The 422-nt window shown below is 40.5% G+C and carries 1 pseudogene; it reads right to left on the reverse strand.

Annotated elements, in window-relative coordinates:
- Positions 1 to 422, reverse strand: a pseudogene (locus tag SB773_RS30170) (cytosine permease); the annotation flags it as partial.

The following is a 422-nucleotide window of genomic DNA, read 5'->3' on the forward strand; positions in this document are numbered from 1 at the left end:
TGCCCAACGTGAAATATCCGGCTGCACCGTTGCTCCTACTATGAAAATACTAATAACAAGCGAGATCGCACTGCCAAACGTAAATCCTCCTGCTTTAGGAATACTTACGGGCATTGAATAATTTTTCAGCGTTAAAAATAAGGTGAACAGCATTAATCCTAATAATAGCGGCACAGACCATACGCTTAATTTCTCAATAGCCCGGTACCCAAAAATAGCGGTCGTCATCATCAGTAGACCGCCAATTAAAGAAAGGACTTTAACGTTGATGGATACGTGAAAAGCGTCTTGTAAAACTGTGTGCGCATTGGTAGCAAAAAAACCCACTTGTACCCCAAACCAACCAAGTAAAGATATTCCGAGGACAATAGAAAACACTTGAGCACCGTATTTTCCAAATACATACTTTGTAATCATTGCTG

It is taken from the genome of Bacillus sp. SIMBA_074, assembly GCF_046534555.1.
GTDB classification, from domain to species: Bacteria; Bacillota; Bacilli; order Bacillales; family Bacillaceae_G; genus Bacillus_A; species Bacillus_A mycoides.